This window comes from Streptomyces sp. NPDC091289 (assembly GCF_044757365.1).
In the GTDB taxonomy this organism is placed as follows: domain Bacteria; phylum Actinomycetota; class Actinomycetes; order Streptomycetales; family Streptomycetaceae; genus Streptomyces.
Genome location: NZ_JBIVUT010000016.1, coordinates 1 through 626, shown reverse-complemented (window position 1 = coordinate 626; position 626 = coordinate 1). Strand labels below are relative to the sequence as shown.

Sequence of the window (626 nt, the reverse complement as noted above, 5' to 3'; positions counted from 1 at the left end):
CGACGCGGGCCACGGGGGCGGTCGTCACGGCGCTCGAAACCACCGCTGGGACGGCCACCACGGTCATCACGCTGCTGACCACCCCGGTACCCACCACGGTCATCATCACGACGCGGCCCACGATCACGATCCCGATCACGGTCGTCACGGCGGAACCCACCACCGGAACCACCAGAAGGCCGGTTGTCGTCACGACGGAACCCGCCACCGGTCGGCCGGCTGTCGTCACGGCGCGGGGCACGGTCGCGGTCCCGGTCGTCACGACGGAAGCCACCGCGGTCGTTGTCGCGTCGAGGTGCGCCGGAACCGGACCGGTCGTCACGACCACCGCGGTAACCGCCCCTGTCACCACCGTCCCGGCGACGCGGCTCGCGCTCCGGACGATCGTCGGGAGAGTTGGTGGACATGGGTGTGACTCCTGTCTTCGGGTACCACAGACATTCTCGCGCAGCAGAGCATCCGACGCGCTTCGGGAAAAACAAAAGGACCCCTGGTCCCAGCATGAACGCTGGGACCAGGGGTCCTTGAAAGATTGTTCGGCGGCGTCCTACTCTCCCACAGGGTCCCCCCTGCAGTACCATCGGCGCTGAAAGGCTTAGCTTCCGGGTTCGGAATGTAACCGGGCG

The 626-nt window shown here is 67.4% G+C and carries 1 rRNA gene and 1 pseudogene; both read right to left on the bottom strand.

The annotated features are described in order from the left end of the window. Positions 1–328 (bottom strand): annotated as a pseudogene (locus tag ACIQPT_RS21800) (hypothetical protein); the annotation flags it as partial. 206 nt (positions 329–534) lie between these two features. Then, positions 535–626: ribosomal RNA gene (rrf, locus tag ACIQPT_RS21795) — 5S ribosomal RNA — on the bottom strand; the annotation flags it as partial.